This window comes from Belliella alkalica, assembly GCF_022549785.1.
Lineage (GTDB): Bacteria > Bacteroidota > Bacteroidia > Cytophagales > Cyclobacteriaceae > Belliella > Belliella alkalica.
Window position 1 is genome coordinate 143,949 of sequence record NZ_JAKZGO010000008.1, and the last position, 24,731, is coordinate 168,679.

A 24,731-nucleotide genomic window follows, 5' to 3' on the forward strand; every position below is an offset into this window, starting at 1 on the left:
AGAGATAAAGTCAGTTGCAAGCCCGGCGACTGTCCCCGTTCCTAAATCTATGACCTCGATTACCTTTATTTATTGCAAAACCTAAATTGCTATTCCGCTGAGAAAACGGTGTATAATCCATTTAAATTTTGGGTTACGATCTAAAATTAATGCAAATCACAGAATTTTGTACTAGTAGTTAGTAAGTTCTAATATTTCAGACACTTTCACTTCGGTTTCAAAAACTCAGGTATCTCTTTCCACCCCTCCTCAGGAACCAATACTGAATCAGGAACTTTTATATCAAATAAAATTTCATAAAGAGAAGGGTCTTTTAAATAATAGAAGCCCAGTCTATTTTCGCCAACATTTAAATTCTTACATTTGGTAGAAAAGCAATTATGGTATTGATCTTTTTTTACTGTTTGATAAAAAATCTTCATCCCATTGCCTTTACTATCAGAATATTTATCATAAAATTTAATGATTGTATATCTTTTTTCAGAAGTATTGAAAATATGTGATTTATAAACATTAAATCCCAAGACAATTATCATGAAAAGCAAGAATAATCCTAATAAGAATTTCATATTAGGATCATTCAAACTATTTTTATTTTCTAGTTCAATCATTGCCAGAAGGTTTATTTATTTGATTAGCATTAAACTTCATAATCATATCCGCACCTAAAAACAACACAAAAGATGCTCCTGGAGATTTCACATTGTTTGAAATAAAATCAGTTGAGATACCTGCAACGCCTCCTGCACCTAAATTCGTCACCCCCTTACTTCCTAAATTCAATTGAAGCCCAGCAAAACTACCACCTCTTCCTCTTTGTGCAAATGGTCTATAATCCAAAACCGAACCTGTTAGGATACTTCCGAATGTATTAAATCCAAAAACACTCTGGGTTGCAATGTCAAAATAATCCAAATCTCGGAATTTTGTACCTGTTCCTAGTTGGCTTAAAGTTTCTAATCCACCACTCATCAATCTTGCCTGACCAGACATTTTCGGTAAAACAAATAAATCTTTGACCATAGAACCTGTAATTCCAGATTGTGCCAAAGTTTCTATCAAAATAGGACTTGCAGCTACAGCTATCATGGAACCTGTCACCCCATATGCCACCATCGCTTTTATTCCATCCATGTAGTCTGAATTTTTTGCAGTAATGTATTCGCCCTCGCTGAAATGGAGTTTCCTCCCTCGATTGGAAAGATTGTATCCAGCATTGTATCCTTGCTTTAAAACAGTCATACCTAAGTTCCTTCTAATTGGATTTGCACTCCTCAATAGCTGTTCATTTAAATAATTATAATCCGAACAAGGTGACACAACAACTTCATTTAACTCCATTTCATAAGCGACCCTTCTTTCTTCTTCACAACATCCTCCACAATTACAATCATTGCTTGGAACAAGTCCTGTAGGATCATTAAATTTCATTGGATTGTTGAAACCATACACCAAAGGACTAATAGAGCTAAACATATCTGATAGTTTATCCAAACCTTGAAATCTTCCCAAAACTGGGTCGTAAAATCTGTTTGGCGTCCAGTAAAGATTCAAGTTAAGGTCATTTATCCACTCACTTCCTTCATTAAACTTAAACTTCTGCCCAACCCCACTCGGTGCCGAATAGGAATTAAACGTCATCCCAAATGGAGGGCAAAGACGGGAGTCTTTGAGCCAGATTGTGCGGAAGGTCCTTCTGAACTATCGGGGTATTGGTATGGGTTACCTTGAAATCATCAAAAGCCTGTCCCGAACTTGCCTACCAACGAGCAGGCTTGTTTCGGGAAACACTTCAACGGGAGTAGCATTCTCGTTGGAGATAACTTGTGCGCCGCGGCGTATAAATATACACATATCCCGGTTTTTCTATCGTGATTTGATTAGTTTTTAGGAGTTGATGTGAGGACAAAGACGAGAGTCTTTGGGCCAGGGTGTGCGGCAGGAGCCTATCTCCCTTGCTGCTGAGGTTACTGGCCTGAATGAGGAACTCAACAGTTGGTAGTTCTGATCAAAAACAAGAATATTCAAGTATGCCTTAGGCCCTGTGGAATTGTCGCCTCCATAGCCCATCAGACCGGCAAATGGCATCGGGTTGGTTCCTGCCGTTGCCCCATCAATTACTACACCTGCAGTATTGTTTGCCAAGTCATTGATCAGTTGGGCAAATACAGAACATGGCGTTCCAGAGGTGTTCGGATCAAGGTATTTTACATACACCTCTGCATCTATTTTGTCCCCAGGCTTAACGGCAAGAGATTTAGCCAAGCCATATTTTTCATTGCCAGCCCCCGTCAGCCTAATGGAATAAGAATTTCCTGTTCCTGGAGTTCTATTGAAGATCGAGGCTTTGATTCTCGTGACTTTACGGAGTTTTTCTCCACTGTAGCGATTGATTCTATTGTGGTTTGAGCGCTGCATGCCCGAAGGCCACATGAATCCGATATTCTCCTTTACGGCCTTTTCAAGTTTGTGGGAATAATAGCAGTTTTCCAGATAACCGTATATCAGTATCTTCAAAAGCATCCGGAAATGGTAACTTCTAGTGCACATTCCGCTATATTTAGAAAGGATGGGCTGAATGTTTACTTTGTCTACCACCGTGCTAATTACACGTGAAAGATGCTTTGATGGAAAAAGGTCAACCAAATTGTGGGAAGGGGTGTCAACTGTGATCATAGTCTTTAAAAACTATATTTAGGTCTTGTTTTTCCACACCTCAAAATAACAATTTTGAGTATAACAAGAAAAAGGCTAGCCTAAAAATTAGGTAGCCTTTCTTTTTATTTTCAAAAAGACTCATAAGAAAGACTCCTGTGGGAATTTCTACATTTGAAGATAATCCCTAAAGACTGAAAAATATTACTCAACCATAACAAATAAATTCAAAAACATATAAACAGTTAAACCAATATATAGCCCAGTTAGAACAAAGTAAAAAGTTTTTACTTTCATCGACTTAATCTTATAATGACTCATAATCTTATAATGATTTTCATTATTTCCGAAATAAATCAAATTCAAAACAAGCCAAATTAGAGCCAATAAACCCAGCCAATAATTATTAAACATGCTAAAATCACCCATGAAATACTTACAAATAGTTAAAGCATTTGCAAGAATCATTAAAGAGAAAATTGAAGCTGCTCTATAATTCATAAATTTTAGCCCAAATGAAAACTTACACACAACCTCGTATATAATTATATATATAAACATAGATCAATTAAACCTTAATTTTCTAGTTCCGATAAGGTATGGTGGAGGTTTGAATTTCCCTTGATTTCCCATTGAATTTTTTGACAATGACCGTGCTACAGTTTTTGGGTATTGGGATGATTCTACTTGACTGGGAAAGGTAACCATTTCCATAGGTGAATTCCAATTCAATATTGTCCTCATTATCCAGCATGAATCTTACTTTGTAATCATCATTCTCTAAATGTATATGTTTCGTATCTCTAGATGCTGTATACTTTTTGAAAGCTTTGATAGAGCCCTGATGCTGACTAGCAATGATCATTGATTCTCCATTTTTCCGTGTTAAGCTTACCATCGATCTACCTTCCTTGTCTATTAGAAAACCGCTATGTTTTTTACTTTTTGTATAATTCCCACGTTCATCTCTACTGATCACATTGCCTATCGCAGCATCGTATCTTCCTGTGACAGATTCATTCCCATAGAAATTCCCAATTGTGAAGATCAAATCTTCTCTGTAATCATAGTGAAGACCAAAAGTAGGTGCAAGTTGTGAATCAAGAGGTAGTGGATGTAGTGTGAATTTTCCAGCTTTATCTTTTTTCAGCATGGCACTTTCTAGCTGATATGCTTTCAATTCGAAGGCATTCTCTCTCTGTTCTTCAGTGAAAAAATCTTCCAACTTGTATTTAGCAAATTCTGAATACTTCAGAAATCTGTTTCTCCAAGAAGGCACTTGACTGATTAGTTTATCCCTCCCTTCTACCGGATAATGCCCATCTACCAAGTAAGAAAACAGAATAGGATCTATACTTTGATTTTTGTCAAAGTCATCTGCGATCAATATTAAAGGTTTAAAAGTACTTACATCCCAGCGTGTATTCTTCCCTGCATTGCCAAGAATGTATTGAGGATTTCCATTTTCATCTTTCCCCATTGCATGTATGCTGTTCCACCAGCCTTGGGATTTCTCAACAATAAAGGTGTCACTGACATTTTCAAAGCTTACTTTCCCATCTTTTTTCACCTGTTGAAAAAAAGTCACTGACATCCATTCCCCCACTATGATCAAATCAAGTAAGCCATCATCATCAAAGTCTGTCCATAGCGCTGAGGTGACCATACCGGCATTCGCTATTTCAGGAATAGTTTCTTCAGTTATATCTATAAATTGTCCCTCTTTATATCTGAGCATTACTGACGGTGGGGAAAGTGGATACCTCCCTGGCTTAACCCTGCCACCGACAAAAATCTCAAAGTCTCCATTCCCATCTACGTCTGCAGCAACAACAGATGAACCGCTAAAGTTGGTATTGGGGATTTCACCCTCAAACCTCTTGAAATTCCCCTTACCATCGTTGATATAAAGCCGATCTGTGTAGTTTGGATCTTCATCAGCATATCTACTACCTCCACTGACAATATAGAGATCCAAATCCCCATCATGGTCAATATCTATCAAAAGACAGCCCATGTCATCTGCGTAATCTTCAGTCAATATTTCTTTTTTGATGAAATTACCTTTCTGATTTTGAATGAATAGATATCTTGGATAACCTGCAGAACCTCCTACAAACAAGTCGTCCAAGCCATCTCCATTGACATCTCCAACTGCCATCCCAGGTCCATTTTCAGAGTGCTTATGTGGCAATAGCCTTTGTCTGTTAAAGTCATTATAATTCTGGTGCTGATGAATGTGTAAAATACCAACCTGTGCTGAGATCTCTTCATAGCTAAAAATGGTTTTCTCCTCTAATTGAGTATCTAAATGCACAGCATGTATGTATTTAAGTTGTATTGTTTGGTTTACACTGAGGTTATTGAGTATTTGCTTTTTCCCATCTGGCCAAGTAACTGTTAGTTTGATGATTTCTGCATCTTTGGGGATACCAAAGTGCGCGACTGGCTCTACAAAGGATTTGTACCCACGTGTAGGATAGTGCTCGTAAAACTGCTTGTCTGATTTTCCATTGAGTCGGTATTCAAGCAGAAGTTTTGCACCCAAGCCCATGGAATTGAGTTTTGGTCCTTTCAGATGCAATCTCAAAAATTTAGCAGTTTCTGGATCTTTGTCTATCAAAAGGTTTTGGTAAATATGAGCCTCTTCATTAAGGTTGTTTATGACTATATCTAAGTCACCATCATTATCAAGGTCAGTATATACAGCACCATTGGATATAGAGGCATGAGTCATCCCCCAATCTGAACTTTTATCTGCAAATGTGAGGTCTCCATTATTTTTATAGATATAGTTTGTCAAGCTTACATCTTTCAAGCTGGCCATTCCCTCAAGGAGGTAAGCTCTTCTTTCTTCTTGAGTGGTAAAAGTGCTTAAGTTTTGCTTAAAATTGATATGATCCAAGTCTGTCACATCTTTGCCATAACCATTGCTGACGAATAGATCTTTGTTGCCATCATTGTCAAAGTCTGCAAATAGAGGACTCCAGCTCCAATCAGTCTGCGCTATACCTGCCAAATAACCAATTTCACTAAATAGCCCATTCCCTTGATTCAATTGTAAAGTGTTTCTAACATATTGAGGTTCATAACCTTTTCCCAGATTATTGACAAAAAGGTCATAGTTTGCCGTAGGTGCAAACATGGTTTTTTGCCGATAATTATCTGGGGGAAGCATATCCAATACCACAATATCCATTAGCCCGTCATTGTTGAAATCAGCGATGTCAACCCCCATTGCATTAAAGCTCTGATGCTTTAACATACTGTCTATTTGATTGGAAAATGTTCCATCTCCATTATTAATATATAAGATGTCATTGGTGATGAAATCATTGGCAACATAGATATCGGGATAGCCATCATTATTGATATCACTGATGGCAAGGCCAAGCCCATATCCTTCGATAAGAATACCTGATTCTTGGGTTACATTACTGAAAGTTCCGTCTCCATTATTCCTATAAAGTTTGTCATTGCTTTTCCCTCTTCCTGTTTTTTCCCTTGGACGTGAAGTATTTCTCTGAAAAGACTCCATAGCATTAGAAAGAATATATAGGTCTAAATACCCATCTAGATCATAATCGAAAAATGCCGCTTGGGTATTGTAGCCACGATCGTCAATCCCGTAATCGGAAGCCATTTCTTTGAAAACAGGTACTCCTTCTTCATTTATTCCTTGATTGACAAAAAGGAGATTTGGATTGGGATTGCTCTCATCCCTATTGGATACGCAGATATAGATATCCAGCAATCCATCATGATTGATATCCACAAGTGTCACACCTTCAGCCCAAAAATTGGTTATGGTATTTGAAGCTTCACTGACATCCTTGAACTTGAGATTTCCTTGATTAATGTAGAGTCTGCTTGATGTTTTATTTCCTGTGAAAAAAAGATCAGGAAGACCATCGTTGTTAAAATCTCCTACTGCAATTCCGCCGCCATTGTAAATGTAATCGAAGTCCAAGATGTTAAATTCATCATTGATTTCGATGAAATTGTTAAAGTCTACGCCAGTCTTGGAGGAAGGCAGAAGCTTAAACATAGTATCCTTTTGAGTTTTTGTGTTGCAAGCAAAAAAATAGCTAAGCAGCATCAAAAAGACCATTATTGAAGAAATGTTGGAGAATATTGATTTGGTAAATTTTGCTTTTGTTGTGGAAGTCAGATTTTTCACTTAGTCTAGCGGGTATGTTGGGGCTTGTAGAAGATTATGGGGCAATCAGATTGCTTTAAGTTAAGTAAATACAAAGTAAGTGTGAATACCAAAATGCTCTATGAAACAGTAATTTACGTCATGAACCAGTATTAATCATAAAAACCCGAAGAAAAACTCCGGGCTTTTATGATTTTATTGACATTTTTGAAATCCTTATACCTATAGATATTCATTGACAATCGATTGCTTACTAGACCTAATAAAATTTGGTAGGTTTGGCTTACAATAAATCAATATCATTCAGCAAAGTGTTTCTTATTTTTGATAATCTAAATTTTATGCTTGAAATCAATAACCAGGATTTTGATCAGCATTGGTCAAAGCTGCGTTGTTATCGATTTCTGCAAATGGTAAAGGAAGTAAATCGTGATGAGAACGGAAGTTGGCAACAGGCTCATTTTGGAGCAAGTTTAATCTTCTCCATCTTCTTATATCTCTGTTTCTGATTTGCTCGCCAGGAAGCTCCACTTGTCTTTCATGCTGAATAGCAATTCTCATCTGAGTTTGTGTACCAACAGGATATTGAGAAGTTGGGTATAGAGGCATGTTTACATCCGCTCTTTCTCTGGTTGCGTTGAGATAAGGCAAAGCCGCGGAGGTGTTGCCCAGTTCATTTTCTACTTCAGCCATCATCAATAGGACATCTGCATATCTGATTACCCTAAAGTTGATTCCAGAAGCCATGTTCTCGGCACTTTGCTTGTAAATCATCGTGTATTTCCTCCAGCTAGGTCTATTAATATCTCCTTGGACTGCATCTGGGGTGAGGGTATTATTGCCATTATTGTAAGTGTCACCCACTCGATAGAAGTTGTAAGAGAATCTTGGATCATCTTTTTCAGCTCCATTAGCAATCATTTCAAAAGCGTTTATTAGACCTGGACCTGGAACAAGGTTTCTCCATGCTGTAGGACTATACTCTTGACCTCTGAATGTGGAAAAAGATATTCCAGAACCATCTCCATCCCATACATTAGCATCGCCAAAATCCCTAGTCATGTTAACCTCAAATATTGATTCTTGATTGTGCTCATTTTCTTCTTCAAAATTGGAAAGGTATCTTGGGATGAGCTCATATTCACCAGAATTGATAATAGCTTCCAGCAATGGTTTAGCATTTTCAAATTCCCCTCTAAAGAGATGAACTTTTGCCAACATTGCCCTTGCAGCAGCATTTGTAGCCCTACCGAGGTCAGCACTACCATAGGTACTTTTGTTTGGAAGCTTACTGATTGCCATTGTGAGATCACTGATTGCTTGTTGCATAGTTTCCTCTTCAGTAGATCTTGGAGTCGCACTTTCTATTGATGTTGCCATTGTGGTCATCAACGGTACACCACCCCAAAGAGAGCCTAATTCATAATAAGCCCACCCTCTTAGAAAATATGCTTCACCCAAAACCCTCTCTCTCAAGGCTTCCGTGATTTCTTCAGTAACATTTTCTGCATTGTCAATGACAATGTTTGCTCTATGAATCACTCTATACCATCCTCTCCAGTTTGAAATAATCAAAGGATTGGATGGATCAATGGCACCTTGCAAAAGCTGGTTTCTGTGAGCTTCTAATTGTCCCCCACCAGAGGCCACTTCATCTGAAAGCATGTCATGAAGAAAGAAATATTCTCTGATGTAAAGATCAAGTCCTTGTAAAGCAGAGTATGCAGAATTTACTCCTGCTACCAATTGCGGTCCAGAAACAAAAAATGTTTCTACCGATAGCTGATTAGGGTTGATCGGACTGAGCTTTTCATCGTCACATGATACGATCCCCACCATTAGCAAGCACGCTGTAATTAATAATCTGATTTTCATTTTTTTATTCTTTTAATTTTGGGTTAGAAAGTAAGCTGTAAACCGCCTATTATTGTTCTAGCTGCTGGGAATTGTCCAAAGTCAATACCTTGTCCAAGTGTAGAATTTATGTCTGTTCTTGCTGCAATCTCTGGGTCATATCCTGTGTATTTGGTGAATGTCAAAAGGTTTTGCCCTGAGACATACACTCTAACTCTTGATATAGAACCCTTACTGATTTGTTCTATTACCGAACTTGGGATGTTATACCCTAAGCTCAAATTCTTTAACCTTAAGAATGAACCATCTTCAATCCATCGTGAGCTTGCTCTTGCATTCCTGTTAGGATCGCCATTGATAGCTCTTGGTACATCAGTCATTGTGTTTTGTGGAGTCCATCTATCCAATACTACTGTACTTGAATTGAATAGCCTTGTCATCCCTTCGGTATGAAATCTCAAAAGGTTGAAAATTTCATTTCCTTGCACACCTTGCCAAAACATCGAAAAGTCAAAGTTTTTGTAGTTTGCCGAGAAATTCAGACCATACGTAAAATCAGGCATGTAGTGCCCTAGATAAGTTCTATCATTTGCATTGATTTCACCATCTTCATTCATATCAGCAAATCGTATATCGCCAGCTGATGAATGGATTCTCGGATCATATACCTCACCAGCTTCTGGAAGATTTTGTCTTGGTGCCGATATAGCCTCTTCGTTACTTTGGAATATTGATTCTGCCTGCCAACCGAAGAAATACCCGATAGGTCTCCCTGCCTCAGTGAAGGTCAGAGGATCACCTTGGAATTCAGGACCAAAGATTGTGTTTCCTGAACCCAATGATACTAACTCATTTCTGACAAAACCGATATTTCCATCAACGGAAAACTGGAAATCTCCAGAATATTTTCTATAGCCTAGTGTCAATTCAACACCCCTGTTTGCAACAGTCCCTACATTCGCTACCGGAGCACCGTCATAGCCCAATGATGGAGGAATAGGAACTCCTAGAATCATTCCTTTGGTTGTATTATCAAACCATTCGAATGAAAAGTTTAACCTGTCATCAAACAACCCTAAATCAAAACCTAAGTTTTTCATAACTGTAGTTTCCCATCTAAGGTCAGGATTTGCCAATGTAGAAATGGTACTTGCCGCTGCCATTGTCCCACCTAATGGATAAAAGAAATTACTATTGATCGTAGCTTGATAGACATAATTTCCTATTTGGTCATTACCTGTTTCACCATAACTTGCTCTCAGTTTCAAATCACTTACCGCAGTCAAATCTTGCATAAATGACTCCTCACTTATCCTCCAACCAGCTGAAATTGACGGGAAAGTCCCCCATTTGCTATTTGGACCAAACCTTGATCCACCATCTCTCCTCAGTGATGCGCTAAACAAATATTTCTGATCATAATCATAGTTTACTCTACCTAGATACGAAATCAATGCGTATTCTAGTTTTGAGCTATTTGCAGTTTGATTTTGTACACCCTGTAGCTCCCTAATTTCATTTGTAAGGAAGTTTTGACCTGAGCCTGCTAGTGTACTACTTAGGAAAGTCTGTTGTTCTACAACTCCCAACAAATCTATACTATGCTTTCCAAAAGTTTTGGAATAAGACAATTGGTTAGAAATCAGAGGTGAGAAGAAGCTAAATCTATTTTGGTCAATCACAGCAAAAGGTTGTTCATGAAAATCTCCTGATCTAAACCTCGGAGTATATTCATTTCCTGTTCCCAATGCCAAATCAGCACCAACCAAAAACTTATACTTCAGACCTTCATAAATATCGATATCAATGTAGGCAGTTCCCAAAATTTTGTACTCCTGCTGTCTATTGGTTCTCAAAACAGAATTCAAAACAGGGTTTTCGGGATCTGAGCCGTCTATTCTATCAGGAGAGCGGAACCCACCAAGTCTACTTTCATCGCGAACAGGAATGTAAGGGACAGATTTTACCATATGCTCAAGCTGTGTTCTCCCACTTGTAAATGGCTCAACATTCCTATTGGAGTAAGCAATAGTCAAAGTTTGACCTATTTTCACTCTCTTAGAAATCGTCATTTCGGTATTTGTCCTAAAAGAGAATCTCTCGAAGTCTGTACCTTTCATGATACCTTCTTGACCAAAATATCCTGCTGAAACATTGTAAATAATAGACTCATTTCCTCCAGATATTCCAACATTGTGACTTTGTATAGTAGCTGGTCTAAACATTTCCTTTTGCCAATCAGTATTGACATCTCGAAGATCTCCTAGATTATCAAATCTTGCTGGTGCAGGCTCGCCGGCATTCCCAAGAAGATCTCTACCAAATGCGATATATTGATCACGATCAAGGAGATCTAGTGTTCTCCATGCGCTTTGTGTCCCTATATAAGAATCGACAGATACTTTAGCTTTGCCAATCTTCCCCTTCTTAGTAGTAACTAGAATAACTCCATTGGCGGCTCTTGATCCATAAATCGCAGCTGCAGAAGCATCTTTGAGAACTTCAATAGATTCAATATCTGCTGTGTTGATTTGGTTCAATCCACCTGCAGGTACTCCATCTATTACATAAAGGGGATCATTATTACCAACTGTACCGATACCTCTAATTCTAACTACTGGGTTAGTACCAGGAGCACCAGCATTTGTGATGTTAACTCCTGCTGCACGACCCTGAATAGCAGATGCAAGATTTGGAACAGGAAGCTCAGTAATCTGATCTGATGAGATTGAGGTGATGGCACTGGTCACAGTTGCTCTCTTTTGCGTACCATATCCTACCACTACCACTTCTGTCAATGCCTCTTGCGTAGGCTCAAGAGAGACATTAAATATAGTCGTGTTTCCCACGGTTCTCTCAACCTGCGTATAGCCTATAAATGAAAAAATCAAAATAGACCTAGAAGAAGGTACACTTAAACTAAAACTTCCATCGATATCGGTTGCTGTTCCAGAGGTTTCGCCTTTCAAAAAAACATTGACTCCTGGAAGTGTTTCTCCTGTTTCAGCATCTTTAACAGTACCGGAAATTTGTATTTGCTGGCTTTCTCCTTGAGCGTAGGACTCAAGTGGTAAAATTACCTGCCAAAGGAAAAACAGAACTGATAAGGTAATGCTTCTCCCAAAATTGCTTGATTTTTTTGGGTAAATTAGTTTTGACATTTGGTTTTTAGGTTTATAGAATTTGAATGAATAATACAAAAACACTCTTTTTACTAATAAAGATTTATTAATTTAACAATCGAATTTATATAAAAGATTTGTTTCAAACCCCATATTATTAGTTTTGAAATCTGATTATTTAAGCCAAATTTCGTTTAAGTACTAAGAAAATTTTTTGAAAGATTTAGACGATTTTAGCCATTTAAACAGTTATTTAAGGTTTTATACCTAGTATCATCGTCTCAATAAAAAATGACGTTGCGCTTAAGTATTTTTATAAAAAAAACTGTTTTTCCCAATGTTTTTTCGATTTCTGACCATCACTTAAGACGAGCAAAAACTCAATTCTGACTTTATGGAAATAGCGAATTCTATCACTATTATTCTTAATTTGACGATTATAAAATAGCTAGACAATTTGAGTGAAAACTCTTTAAAGTTCTCAATACAAATTATCACAATAAATCCCAATCAGTATAACCATGATTTTTTTCACTGGTAAATACGATACCAAAAAAGTAACTCATTAGGGAAATATCATATAATGAGAAATTTATTGGGGAAGTTACAATAAAAATATGGCCCTAGTCAAAGTTGATGAATCAAGCATGACAATAGTTGAAAGTTTGATAAATTGTTTGGTATACTGATGTAAGAACTAAAACTCAAATACTAAAAACCCCAATTCATCAGAAAAACTCTGACAAACCCAAAGCTTGCCGTCCTTGGCGAAGTATTTTACGCTTTCTGAGTTGAGCTCAGGAACTTCACCCTCGGAGATCAAGTTGAAATCTTCATCAAAAACCGTAAGGAATACCTTGATCTCTTTTAATTGTGGTAAGAAAGCATCCTCAGCTTTCGTATCCATAAAAATTCTTTGAGAAGATAACCGCAAGTACCTATTGTTTACTTTATCCCATACTGGAGGACTGAACTTTACTTGCTCTAAAAATCCCTGATAGGTATTTTGTAAAATATCAACCGATACTATCCCCTTTTTATCAACTTGTTTGACGCTTTTGGGAGTTAATGTTGGCTCGTAGGTGACTTTTTTCACAAGTTCTCCTGCTGCATTGAAAATGTATATTTCATGGGAAAAATCATGACTGACCATGACATAACCGTTTTCTGATGTCAGATAGACCATAGGATCTAAGAAGTAGTAGCGACCATCATCATCAAATTCCAAAATATTATTTTGATAAGCCTTTTCTGAATCTATCTCTATGCGCTTCTTTGTAAGAGTATTCACAGACAATACGTCTAAGCACATACTTCTATCCAAATTAAATGGCAAGGCAAAAACATTCATGGAATCGGTAAATTCCAAAACCAACTCATTTCTAAACATTTGAAAATCGTCTCCTTCATTGACTTTTGACCAATCTACACCTTTTAAGAGATTTCCATTTTTATCGAAAACTCCAGATTTGACAGATCCTTTGATGAAAAACAAATCATCTGCCAGCGCATAGATATAATTGATATGGCTTGTACCATTTGGTCCTTCCTTATCATAAGGGAAACTTCGTACATATTCAAGCTCATCCAGGTTAACTTCATCAATTGCATGATCAAACTTATTGAACAAGTAGATGGTACTTTCTTCCAAGTTTAGATCCGAATTGGTAATATACCCGGTTAAGTCCAAATTTTTCCCTTTTGAGTCAATCATAACTGTATCCAATTTATAGGAAAAGGTCAGTTGTATATCATCAGTACCTTTTTGACCGCAAGAGTAGAGGATAATTAAAAAAAGTAGGGAAAGAGTTTTGGTGTGTTTCATGGAAATGTAAAATTAGGTTTTAAAACCAAAGGCTATAAAACCAAAAAAAGCGAGACTATTCAGTCTCGCTTTTTACGTTTAGTTCTATTTCTTCTCCTGAATTGTCCAGGAATCTGTACTCCGTCACTGGAAGTGATGAATCTTTGATCAATTTTACCCATTTGAAATATTTGAAAAACCACCTTACCCTTTGTGATATGATGCCATTCGTGAAGAAGGCATGAAGGTATGGGTGTAGTCCAATCTGGATATTTGAAATATTTTGGATAGTAGCCATATGCTCTAGGTCTTTCTCCAGTTTATCCGCCACCAATATGGAGGCCTGGATTTTGCCCGTTCCGTTACATGAAGGGCAAGTTTCTTTAGTGACAATGTTGACTTCAGGCCTTACACGCTGTCTAGTGATCTGCATCAGACCAAATTTGGTCAATGGCAGCACCGTGTTTTTGGACCTGTCATCTTTCATCTCATCTTTCATTGCATCATAGATCGCCTTCTTATTCTCGGCTCTTTTCATATCTATAAAGTCAATGACGATGATGCCTCCCATGTCTCGAAGGCGCAATTGTCTAGCAATTTCTTTGGCAGCTACCAGGTTGGTCTTCAATGCCGTAGTTTCCTGATCGCTTTCTTGGTTGGATTTATTCCCACTGTTGACGTCTATGACGTGAAGGGCTTCAGTATGTTCAATAATAACATAACCACCTTGGGGAAGACTTATCGTCTGACCAAACAAGCTTTTGATTTGCTTTTCTATTCCAAAATTTTCAAAGAGCTTAGCTTTACCATTGTGAAGCTTCACTATTTTTTCCTTTTCAGGAGCGATAGATCTGATATAAGATCGGATCTGATCGTAGATCAATTCATCCTCTACTGTGATTGCATCGAATGATTCGTTGAGCAGGTCTCTTATGATAGAGGAAGCCATGCTCATTTCTCCGATTACCTTGTCTTTTGGTTTTGCTTTTGGAAGCTTTTTCATACCATCTTCCCAAGTGTTTACCAGATTCCTGAGGTCTTTGTCAAGTTCTGTGACTGACTGACCTTCGGCTACTGTTCTGATAATCACGCCAAAATTGGCTGGTTTGATGGAAGTAATTAAGCGTACCAGCCTTTTTCTTTCGTCTGCACTACGGATCTTTTTGGATACGTTGACAGTGTTCGAAAATGGTACCAATACCAAATAGCGACCGGCAATGGAGAGCTCACAGGATAGTCGAGGGCCTTTCGTTGAGATAGGCTCTTTTACAACCTGAACCAATATTTGGTTATTTTTAGGAAGGACATTGGAAATTTTTCCAAGCTTTTCTATATCAGGCTCTAGGTCAAACCCTTTTAAATTATAACTGGTGTAGTTACCGTTTTTGGCCAATTTCGAAAATTTGTTTAGGCTATTGATCTGAGGGCCAAGATCCTGATAATGCAGGAAGGCATCTTTCTCATAACCTACATCAATGAATGCTGCATTGAGCCCATTGACAATTTTCCGAACTGTTCCAAGATAAATATCACCGACTTTGAACTGATTATCTTCTCCATCGGAATGGAGTTCTACCAGACTTTTGTCTTTTAAAAGAGCGATACGACTACCGCTTTGAGCAGAATCGATTACTAATTCTGTGCTCAAATCGTGTCTCTGTTTATGTGAATGAACGTTTACTGTAAAAACTCAAAAAGAAGAAGTAATTAATTACTTCTTCTTATGTCTGTTTTTTCTAAGTCTCTTCTTACGCTTGTGCGTAGCGATCTTATGTCTCTTTCTTTTTTTACCGCAAGGCATAGTTTTAAAGATTTAAGTTGAACAATTATTTATAGCCTTTCGAGGTAGCTTTCGATACTAGACAAGATCATCTGATCCGTTGTCATACCTTTTACTTTCTCAAACTGCCTTTTTGATTTATTAGTTTGCTTTGATTCAAAATAACTTACAGCTAAATAAAATTGCCCCTGAAGATTGTCCGGATGGTATTGAACCAACTCCTCAAATCTTTCAGCTGCTCTATTATATTGACCGGACTGCATAGAAAGTGCTCCCATGTTAAACAAGGCATCTTCATTTTTAGGATCTGCTTCCAATATTTCCCTAAGCATGGTAATTCCCTGCATCGGATTGGAAGAAGACACATAAGTCATGGCCACTTTAGTTTTCAAATCAAGGCGTTTTGGATCTTTTTCCAAAACTTGATTTAGATAGCTTCTTGTCTTTTCAGCCAATCTAGCTATTTTCTTTTCATCCAAAGCAAATGTGTATGCTTCGTAATACGCATTCCCTGTTTTTTCCAGTCTTTCTAGGTCAGTTGTTTTTTCCAAGGCACGTTCGTAATAGAACGCTGCACTGTCATATTTACTCGCCTGATAATAGAGTGAAGCAATAGAGTCTGCGAAGGTAACAAATTTTTCCTTATTATCTTCCGTTTCCAACTTTGCCAAAAGAGAGTTGATGTTTGACTTAGTGGATTCATCCACTTCGGCTTCATGCATCCCCACTTGATTGCTTGGCTCCGACTGATCGGATTCAGTGATTTGAGCACCTCCCTCATCATTATCCACTACTACTCTTGGAAGTGAAAACAGAATTGCTACAGCTACAACTCCAACGATAATGGCTATGATTTGAGATTTCTTCATAAGGAAAAATAGTCCTCAGGACTATTCCTGAGGAGCTAATTCTTTAATTTTTTTACTACTCTTAATTTTTTCAATGAATACCTTTGATGGCTTGAAGGCCGGTACATAATGCTCATCGATCACAATCGCAGTGTTTTTCGAAATATTTCTGGCGATTTTTTTAGCTCTCTTCTTGTTAATGAAGCTGCCAAATCCTCTCACATAAATATTGTCTCCCTCTGCCATGGAATCTTTGACAACTTTGAAAAATGCCTCAATAGTTTGAGTTACATCATCCTTCTGAATTCCAGTTTTCTCGGAAATCTTGGTAATTACTTCTGCTTTAGTCACGTTCTAATTATTTTAAATTATTATCGAATAAGCTTAACAACCTATTAACCAACTAATTTTGGGACTGCAAATTTACAAGAAGCATTTCAATATAAAAACAATTTGACCAAAATTAGCTTCATTTGTTTAACGAAATATTTCAAATAAAAATTTCAATGTTTTGAAAAACAATCATTTTGCATCTATTTTATTGGACTGGTATGGTCTTCACAAAAGGGATTTGCCATGGAGAAACACCAAAGACCCATATATCATTTGGCTGTCTGAAGTAATACTTCAACAAACTCGAGTAGCACAAGGAATGCCTTATTTTGTAAAATTTCTCGAAAATTTCCCAAAAGTAGAGGATTTGGCTCAAGCACCATCTGAAGAAATCATGCGTCTTTGGCAGGGACTAGGCTATTATAGCCGAGCACGCAATCTCCATCAATGCGCTAAAGACATCGTGAATGTATATGGTGGTAAATTCCCGGATAATTATAAAACATTGCTCAAACTCAAAGGGGTGGGAAGCTACACTGCCGCCGCCATAGCTTCCTTTGCTTTTGACGAGCCTGTTGCTGTAGTTGATGGAAATGTATTTAGGGTTTTGGCAAGATACTTTGGGGTAAGCACTGATATTGCAAGTGGGAGTGGGAAAAAAGAATTCGAAAAAATTGCCAATGAGCATATCAGCAAAAAGCATCCTGCAGAATATAATCAGGCAATCATGGAATTTGGTTCACTTCAATGCACTCCAAACAATCCCTCCTGCAATGATTGCCCTCTAAAGTCATCCTGCTTCGCACACAACAATGATTTGGTTTCACAACTTCCAGTCAAGATCAATAAAGTGAAGGTGAAAGAACGATTTTTTACTTATATATATATAGTGTGCGCTGAACATGTCGTAATCAAACAAAGAGGTGCGGGTGATATTTGGCAGGGATTGTATGATTTTCCTTTGGAGGAAAGTGAAAAAAATGTGCTCCAAGAAATAAAAGAGCTAACTTTGTTGCATGAATTAGAAGGATTTGAACCAAAAATACATTTTGATTCAGAAACAAGATTCAAACATATTCTTACACATCAAAGAATTTTTGCCAACTTTGCGACGTTTGAGATTGATGAAAGTTATCGTTCAGACCTTCAAGATTGGACTAGAAAAAACGGATATGAATTAGTCGATTTTTCTAGACTTGAATCAGTTGGCAAACCTAGATTGATCATGAAGTTTTTGAACGATGAAAAATAATTCCTAAATTTAATCCCAAACTTTTTTCAAACATTTAAACATTTACAAATATGGCTGGAGTAAATAAAGTAATTTTAGTAGGAAATCTTGGGCAAGATCCAGAAGTTAAGCATTTGGAAGGTGACAAAGTTGTAGCCAATGTAAGTATAGCCACTACAGAGTCATATAAAGACAGGTCAGGAAATCGTGTGGACAACACAGAGTGGCATGATTTGGAATTGTGGGATGGATTGGCAAAAATCGCTGAAAGCTATCTCAAAAAAGGGAGTAAGATCTATGTAGAAGGTAAGATCAAAACTGATAGCTGGCAAGACGAACAAGGCAATAATCGAAAAAGAGTAAGAATAAGAGTTCAAAACATGACTATGCTTGATTCGCGAGCAGATAGCCAAGGTCAAAGTGGACCAAGCAACAATAGCAATACAAATTACGCTTCCAACAATAGCAGTCCTCAGTCAATGCCATCGCAAGCAGTGTCTGATGGCCCAGGAGAGGATGATGATTTGCCATTCTAATCCAGAGTATTTCAATTGATAAACCAATTTATCAGAGATTATCCAAGATAAATTTGACTCCAATAAAATTAATTCTCATCTTTAGTTAAGTTGTGAAATTAAAAATTAGAGTACTTTATCAGAAATGGTTAATTTTGCAGAAATAATTTAATAATTAATGGACGACCCCTATCCGAGTATTATGTTGCTGGCTGAGATTTCAGAAATTTCAGCCAGCTATATTTTGATTAATGGATTGATTTTTATCCTTTTACTTATTGCGTCAGGTTTAATTTCAGGATCTGAGGTTGCATTTTTTTCCCTGACGGCAGAAGACTTACATGAAATTGATGTTCGTGGAGAAGAGAATGCTAGTAAAGTAATACACCTTATCGAAGAACCACAACGTTTACTAAGCACAATCTTGATTTTGAATAATCTAATCAATATCGGTATTGTCACCTTGACCACTTTTGTGTCATGGACTATCTTTGGAATGGGTGCTACTGGGATTGTTATCATACTGGTTCAGACCATTGGTGTCACTTTCGCCATTGTTTTCTTCGGAGAGATTGTGCCAAAAGTCTACGCAACAAAAGCAAAAGTTGAGTTTTCTCTATTGATGGCTCCTATTATCAATATATTTTCGATCATCCTTAAGCCACTCTCGATTTTCCTAATGAGCATGAGCAATATCATCGAAAGAAGAATTGAGAAAAAAGGATACTCTCTTTCTGTTGATGAGCTACATCAAGCATTGGAAATCACTTCAGAAGACACCACCGACGAAGAAAAAGACATCTTAAAAGGTATTGTCAACTTTGGGACGCTATCAGTAAAGCAGGTTATGCATTCCAGAATGGAAATCACAGCTGTAGATCTTGATACAGATTTCCACGAACTGATGGACAAAATCAACAAGAGTGGCTATTCCAGAATACCCGTTTATAATGAAACTATAGATAATATTGAAGGCATTCTTTATATCAAGGATTTGCTTCCTCATATTGAAAAAGAAGAGGACTTTGAATGGCAAAGCTTGATTAGAAAAGGTTTTTTCGTGCCGGAAAACAAAAAAGTCGATTCACTCCTGAAGGATTTTCAAAAAAAGCATGTCCACATGGCCATCGTAGTAGATGAGTATGGTGGTACATCTGGTTTGATTACATTGGAGGATTTGATAGAAGAAATTATCGGGGAAATCAATGATGAGTTTGACGATATCCAAGATTTCTTTTTTCAAGAAATAGATCCACAGACATTTATTTTTGAAGGAAAAGTTTCATTGAATGATTTTTGCAAAAAATTAGATCTTGATCAGCAGATTTTTGACGAAGTGAAGGGAGAAAGTGAATCCTTGGGAGGTTTGCTTTTGGAAATGAATTCCAAACTGCCTAAAAATGGGGTAAAAATCAACTTTGAAAACTTTGAGTTTACCATTTTAGCTGTGGATACTAGAAAAATCAAAAAAGTGAAAGTTAGACTGAAAGATGAGGGTGAAAAGAATCTAGATTCTCATGAAGATTGATTCATAAACAAACTTTACTCACAGTATAATATTCTTCAAATAACTCGTTTTACAAAACGATTATGATTCCCTATTTTCATTAAAACCTAAGTTAGATCTACCGGATTCATTTTTACAGGAGAAAAAATTAGAAAAAATAATATTTTTTTTACACTACCTTACAATACGATTTTTTACACTAAGATTTCATTTTCAGGTTTATTTTTAAACCAAATTTTCTACTATTGACATATTTTTTCCACAAAACATATTCATTAATAACCAAAGTATATTTTTTATTTAAGGTAATTAATATCAATAAACAATACAAACTACGCAGTTAAAATGTCAATTAGTTGCTTAAATTTTAATAGAAAGAAAATATTTTGTAAATTTTGCAACTCAAATTGAAACCTATTAAACTTATTGATAATGAAAAAAGGATTATATCGTTCAGAATTCGAACATGATTCTTGTGGTATAGGTGCGGTAGTGAATGTCAAAGGAACAAAAACCCATGAGACAATCAGCGATGCACTCTATATGTTAAGTAACATGGAGCACAGAGGAGGTAGAGGAAGTGACCCCAAAACTGGAGATGGTGCGGGAATTCTCATTCAGGTTCCACACCCATTCCTGAAAGAAGTAACCTCAAGAGCAGGCTTTTCTATCCCTGAAGCAGGCAGTTATGGGGTTGGGATGACATTTTTTCCAAAAAACAAACAGCTATATAAAAGATCGAAAGAAAGGCTGAACCAAATCATCAAAGAACTTGATTTCAAACTAATCGGTTATCGTGAAGTTCCTGTAGATGAAACTGTGCCCGGTTCAGGTGCTTTGGATGTCATGCCTGTAATTGAGCAGGTTTTTGTCAGCCACAAAGACGGGCTTCAAGGCATTGATCTGGAGCGTAAACTATATGTGTTGAGAAACTACGCCACCAGCCAAATCAACAAAGAAATACCGGGTGTAAACAATGCTTTTTATTTTGCTAGTTTCAGCTCCAACACCTTAATATATAAGGGACAGTTGAGAACTGATCAGGTTTTGCCGTTTTACAAAGATCTACAAAACAATAAAATCACCTCAGGACTTGCCATAGTCCATTCGCGATTCTCTACCAATACCTTTCCTAACTGGAGACTTGCACAGCCGTTCAGATACCTTTCCCACAATGGTGAAATTAATACCATCCGAGGAAACCTGAACAAAATGAAATCCAAGATGTCACTGATGCGTTCTGTGAATTTCACTGATTCTGAATTGTCTAAATTGATGCCTGTCACCAATAAGCAATACTCAGATTCAGCAAACTTGGATGCTTTGGTGGAATTGTTGACACTTAGTGGTCGTAGTCTTCCCCATGTGATGATGATGCTAGTGCCAGAGGCATGGCAAGACAATCAGATGATGGACAAGGATAGAAAAGCCTTTTATAAATTCCATGCTGCATTGATGGAGCCATGGGATGGACCTGCCGCTTTGCTTTTCTCAGATGGAAAATCTGTAGGAGCTACCTTGGACAGAAATGGCCTGAGACCATTGAGGTATTTTATCACCAATGATGATCGACTTATTCTTTCATCCGAAGCAGGTGCACTGCCAATCCGTGAAGCAACCATCACAGAGAAAGGCAGAATCAGTCCAGGAAGAATGCTTTGGGTAGATTTGGAAAAAGGAAAGATCTCCTTCGATGATGAAGTCAAAGCATCTGTATGCGACAATAAACCTTATGACAAATGGGTGAGAGAAGAAAGGCTGAAACTCAGATTGATGCCTGATCCAGAGAAACTCTCAAATCCTTACACCATAGAGGAGATCAAAAAACGCCAAACAATCTTTGGATATACTTCCGAAGAATTGAATATGATCCTCAAGCCAATGGGAGATACATCTTACGAGCCAATTGGCTCTATGGGAGCTGATACGCCATTAGCAGTTTTATCAAAACAAAGCCAACATATTTCCAATTACTTCAAGCAGCTTTTTGCTCAGGTAAGTAACCCTCCGATTGATCCAATCAGAGAAAAATTGGTAATGTCACTTTTCACCAGAATCGGTGAAAGCCATAATATATTGGACGAAAGCCCAAGACATACAAGACAGATCCATATCTCGCAGCCAGTCTTGCTAAATGAAGATTTGGAAAAACTCAAACACCTCGAAGAGCAAGGCTACAGAGCTGTGACACTTCAGGCACACTTCGAAGCTGATCATCAGCCAGGAAGAATTCTTGAAGCTTTGAATAGTCTTTGTAGAGAAGCAGAAGGTGCAATTTATGCCGGCAAAAACATTATCATCATTTCAGACCGAAACAGTACTGAGTCAAAAGCACCAATTCCATCATTATTGGCTATAGGTGCCGTTCATCATCATTTGGTGAAAAAGAAACTGAGAACCAGAGCTGGCTTGGTAATAGAGGCGGGAGATATACGTGAAACGCATCATTTCGCAACAGTAATTGGATATGGTGCATCTGCCATCAATCCATATTTAGCTCTTGAAAGTTTGATTCATCTAAACGAAAAAGGTCATCTTTCAAAAGAGATTCCAACCAAACAGCTTTTTGCCAATTATCAGGCCGCTGTCGGTAAAGGATTGCTAAAAGTACTATCCAAAATGGGAATCAGTACACTACAATCCTATCAGGGAGCTCAGATTTTTGAAGCGATAGGTTTAGGTCCAGAAGTGATCGACAGATGTTTCAAAGGTACAGTTAGCAGGATTTCTGGAATTTCCTTTGATGAATTGGCCGAGGAAGTATTGATCAGACACCATGCTGCATACAATACTGACAGCCCGATATTGGAAACTGGAGGGGTGTATCAATGGAAAAGAAGAGGTGAAAAACATCTATTCAATCCAGAGACAATTCATTTACTCCAAAAATCCACTAGGTTGAATGATTTCAATCTCTACAAGAAATTTGCTGAAAAAATTAACATCCAAACAAAGGATGCCTTGACTTTGAGAGGGCTTTTTGAATTCAAAAAGAGGATATCTATCCCAATCGAGGAAGTAGAGCCGATCGAGTCAATCTTAAAAAGATTCGCTACCGGTGCCATGTCTTTTGGTTCGATCTCACATGAAGCACACAGTACGTTGGCTATAGCAATGAACAGAATCGGAGCGAAAAGCAACAGTGGAGAAGGTGGAGAAGATGAGATCAGATTCGAAAGAAAAGAAAATGGTGATTGGGAACGCTCTGCCATCAAGCAGGTCGCTTCAGGCCGATTTGGTGTAACTAGCAATTACCTCAGCAATGCTGCTGAGATTCAGATAAAAATGGCCCAAGGAGCAAAACCTGGTGAAGGTGGTCAGTTACCAGGCCATAAAGTAGATGATTGGATAGGAAGGGTGAGACACTCAACTCCAGGAGTAGGATTGATTTCCCCACCTCCACACCATGACATCTACTCTATTGAAGATTTGGCACAATTGATATATGACTTGAAAAATGCCAATAGAAAGGCAAGAATCAATGTCAAGCTTGTGTCCCAAGCAGGTGTAGGAACTGTCGCTGCCGGGGTAGCAAAAGCCCAAGCAGATGTGATCCTGATTTCAGGTGCTGATGGAGGTACAGGAGCTTCTCCTTTGAGTTCTATCAGACATGCAGGATTGCCATGGGAGCTTGGTCTTTCCGAAGCCCATCAGACTCTGGTGAAGAACAATCTTCGCAGCAGAGTTGTGCTACAGACAGATGGACAGCTCAGAACAGGTAGAGACATTGCCATCGCAACGCTTTTGGGAGCTGAGGAATGGGGGATTTCTACAGGAGCTTTGGTAGTAGAAGGATGTATCATGATGCGTAAGTGTCATTTGAATACTTGTCCAGTAGGTATTGCAACTCAAAATCCAGAATTAAGGAAGCTATTTACAGGAAGCCCTGACCATGTAGTGAATTACTTTATGTTCCTCGCTCAGGACCTTAGAGAGATCATGGCCTCTTTAGGCTTTGCTACGATTGATGAAATGGTAGGACAAAGTGATGTCTTGAAAGCAACAGGCAACATGAATCATTGGAAATGGGATAAGGTGGATCTTACACCAATTTTCCACAAAGTGGAGGTTCCAGACCATGTGGGCATCCACAAGCAAATTGATCAGGAATTTGAACTGAAAAAAGTTCTTGATAGAAAATTGATCAAGCAAGCACTTCCTGCCTTGGAGCAAGCAAATCCAGTAACAGGCAAGTTTGAAATCAAAAATACTGACAGAACAGTTGGTGCAATGCTTTCGCATGAAATTTCAAAAATCTTTGGCAGTCCTGGACTTCCGGAAGATACGATTAGATTCAAATTTATCGGATCTGCAGGACAGACCTTTGGAGGCTTCTTGGCCAAAGGTGTAAGCTTTGAGCTGGAAGGTGAGGCGAATGATTACTTTGGAAAAGGACTTTCTGGAGGAAAATTGATCGTATATCCAAGTCGAAATGCAAATTTCAAAGCAAAGGATAATATCATCATCGGAAATGTGGCATTCTATGGCGCTACTTCAGGAGCAGCATATATCAATGGCAAAGGTGGAGAAAGATTCTGTGTGAGAAATTCAGGTGTGGAGACAGTAGTAGAAGGAATTGGTGATCACGGATGTGAGTACATGACTGGAGGATTGGTAGTGAACTTGGGAGAAATCGGAAGAAACTTTGCCGCAGGTATGAGTGGAGGTATCGCTTATATCCTCAAAGATTACATCCACTTGATCAATCCAGAGATGGTCGATCTGGATCCACTCAATGAAGATGATTTTGTAACTATCAAAAATCAACTTAAGATCCACCAAGAATTTACGAACAGCCATTTGGCATCAGAATTCATTGAAAATTGGGAGGAATACAAAGAGAGATTTATCAAGGTTATTCCTAGAGATTACAAGGAAGTATTGAAAAAAAGAGCTTTGGAACAATCAAAAACATTAGTTTAA

At 37.8% G+C, this 24,731-nt stretch carries 13 protein-coding genes and 1 pseudogene; 4 read left to right on the forward strand and 10 right to left on the reverse strand.

Features of this window, described 5'->3' with window-relative positions:
• Nucleotides 1-206: 206 nt before the first annotated feature.
• The 10 genes and pseudogenes from MM213_RS11490 to MM213_RS11535 form a co-directional block, all read right to left on the reverse strand.
• A complete protein-coding gene (locus MM213_RS11490; RefSeq protein WP_241412416.1) occupies nucleotides 207-611 on the reverse strand; it encodes a hypothetical protein in 405 nt (134 codons plus the stop codon).
• Complete coding sequence (locus MM213_RS11495; protein ID WP_241412418.1) at nucleotides 604-1,641, reverse strand: hypothetical protein; 1,038 nt, start codon at nucleotides 1,639-1,641, stop codon at nucleotides 604-606. The genes MM213_RS11490 and MM213_RS11495 overlap by 8 nt, the downstream gene beginning before the upstream one ends.
• Nucleotides 1,642-2,352: 711 nt before the next feature.
• Nucleotides 2,353-2,713 (reverse strand): annotated as a pseudogene (locus MM213_RS21060) (transposase); the annotation flags it as partial.
• Nucleotides 2,714-3,238: 525 nt separating this feature from the next.
• Nucleotides 3,239-6,703, reverse strand: coding sequence for a VCBS repeat-containing protein (locus MM213_RS11505; protein ID WP_241412420.1), 3,465 nt, complete (start codon nucleotides 6,701-6,703; stop codon nucleotides 3,239-3,241).
• 462 nt (nucleotides 6,704-7,165) lie between these two features.
• Entirely contained in the window at nucleotides 7,166-8,689 is a 1,524-nt protein-coding gene (locus MM213_RS11510; protein WP_241412422.1) for a RagB/SusD family nutrient uptake outer membrane protein, read from the reverse strand.
• 23 nt (nucleotides 8,690-8,712) lie between these two features.
• Nucleotides 8,713-11,829 (reverse strand): SusC/RagA family TonB-linked outer membrane protein, encoded by a 3,117-nt coding sequence (locus MM213_RS11515; protein WP_241412423.1) that lies wholly within the window; start codon nucleotides 11,827-11,829, stop codon nucleotides 8,713-8,715.
• A gap of 658 nt (nucleotides 11,830-12,487) precedes the next feature.
• Nucleotides 12,488-13,615, reverse strand: coding sequence for a DUF4221 family protein (locus tag MM213_RS11520; protein WP_241412425.1), 1,128 nt, complete (start codon nucleotides 13,613-13,615; stop codon nucleotides 12,488-12,490).
• Nucleotides 13,616-13,670: 55 nt separating this feature from the next.
• Nucleotides 13,671-15,242, reverse strand: a complete 1,572-nt coding sequence (locus MM213_RS11525) for an Rne/Rng family ribonuclease (RefSeq protein ID WP_241412427.1) — start codon at nucleotides 15,240-15,242, stop codon at nucleotides 13,671-13,673.
• Nucleotides 15,243-15,424: 182 nt separating this feature from the next.
• Nucleotides 15,425-16,243, reverse strand: coding sequence for a tetratricopeptide repeat protein (locus tag MM213_RS11530; protein ID WP_241412428.1), 819 nt, complete (start codon nucleotides 16,241-16,243; stop codon nucleotides 15,425-15,427).
• 21 nt (nucleotides 16,244-16,264) lie between these two features.
• Nucleotides 16,265-16,573: an HU family DNA-binding protein gene (locus MM213_RS11535; protein ID WP_241274373.1), complete on the reverse strand. Its 309-nt coding sequence runs from the start codon at nucleotides 16,571-16,573 to the stop codon at nucleotides 16,265-16,267.
• Nucleotides 16,574-16,733: 160 nt separating this feature from the next.
• Between MM213_RS11535 and mutY the strand changes: the two genes are divergently transcribed.
• From mutY to gltB, 4 genes are all read left to right on the forward strand, one after another.
• The gene (gene mutY / locus MM213_RS11540) at nucleotides 16,734-17,807 is read left to right on the forward strand and encodes an A/G-specific adenine glycosylase (RefSeq protein WP_241412430.1); all 1,074 of its coding nucleotides are present in this window, start codon (nucleotides 16,734-16,736) and stop codon (nucleotides 17,805-17,807) included.
• A gap of 50 nt (nucleotides 17,808-17,857) precedes the next feature.
• Complete coding sequence (locus MM213_RS11545) at nucleotides 17,858-18,322, forward strand: single-stranded DNA-binding protein (protein WP_241412431.1); 465 nt, start codon at nucleotides 17,858-17,860, stop codon at nucleotides 18,320-18,322.
• Between the two features lie 157 nt (nucleotides 18,323-18,479).
• The gene (gene gldE, locus MM213_RS11550; RefSeq protein WP_241412433.1) at nucleotides 18,480-19,829 is read left to right on the forward strand and encodes a gliding motility-associated protein GldE; all 1,350 of its coding nucleotides are present in this window, start codon (nucleotides 18,480-18,482) and stop codon (nucleotides 19,827-19,829) included.
• A gap of 411 nt (nucleotides 19,830-20,240) precedes the next feature.
• Entirely contained in the window at nucleotides 20,241-24,731 is a 4,491-nt protein-coding gene (gene gltB, locus MM213_RS11555; protein WP_241412434.1) for a glutamate synthase large subunit, read from the forward strand.